Here is an 813-nt window from a genome sequence, read left to right as displayed (position 1 = left end):
CGGCTTCGTTCAACAAGAACTTCAAACGGAAAAAATATAGTTGGCTGTTTTCACTCCGTTCAACATTTTAGCCAACTATATTTTTCCGCTTAAGTAGGCGTTAAGTTTCAGGGAGAGTCAGTGGAAGTTTTCAATAATGAGTGGGTAATTGGTATAGGTGGCGGTATTCTTAGCGGTTTGATCGTAACTTTGATTACTCGATACTTATTTTCTAAAAAGGATAATAGGGAATATTCCCAAAAGGTTGATGCTGTAAATAAAGAGGTTGTCTATGCGCTCAGACCTGGAATTTCAGAAGGACATATACCTGACATGGAAGTTCTTCTATCTCTTATAAATGCAACTGCTAGGAAATATAAAGTTAATAAAAACGATACTTATCAAGCAAAACAAATTGCCGAAGAGCTTATTAAAGAAATAATGGATTCTAGCTTTATTTCGTCCGAAACAAAGAAAAGCTATTGTGAAACTTTGGCGCATCTAGTTAATGAAGAAAAATCTGTCGATAAACCATTAGTAGAAGCCAACGAGTTAAAAGCAGTTCAGTCCGATTATAGACGTAAACAAACCGAGATTATGAGTGTCGTTCTTGGTTTGACAGCTGCAATTGGTACTATGCTAGTTTCAATAACAAAGTATGTAGACTCAGAAAAGGTTAGTTCACCACTCAAAAGTATTTTTGACGTAACACTTCCTACTTTTGTTGTTTTATTGGCTGTAATGGTAACAACAATGGCAATGCTTATAAGTGTTCGATTAGGTAAGTTAAAAGCACAGAAAGAAGAAACTGAAACTTAACGTATAAGGATAGGC

1 protein-coding gene is annotated in these 813 nt (G+C 35.4%); it reads left to right on the top strand.

The features are described 5' to 3' along the window. The first annotated feature begins 120 nt into the window (after window positions 1-120). Window positions 121-798, top strand: coding sequence for a hypothetical protein (locus AB4238_RS20975; protein ID WP_372035410.1), 678 nt, complete (start codon window positions 121-123; stop codon window positions 796-798). Window positions 799-813: the final 15 nt, after the last annotated feature.

Origin of the sequence: Shewanella sp. 10N.286.45.A1, assembly GCF_041470405.1 — a bacterium.
Lineage (GTDB): Bacteria > Pseudomonadota > Gammaproteobacteria > Enterobacterales > Shewanellaceae > Shewanella.
Note: the sequence above shows the minus strand (reverse complement) of the source record. Positions and strands in the feature narration are given on the sequence as shown.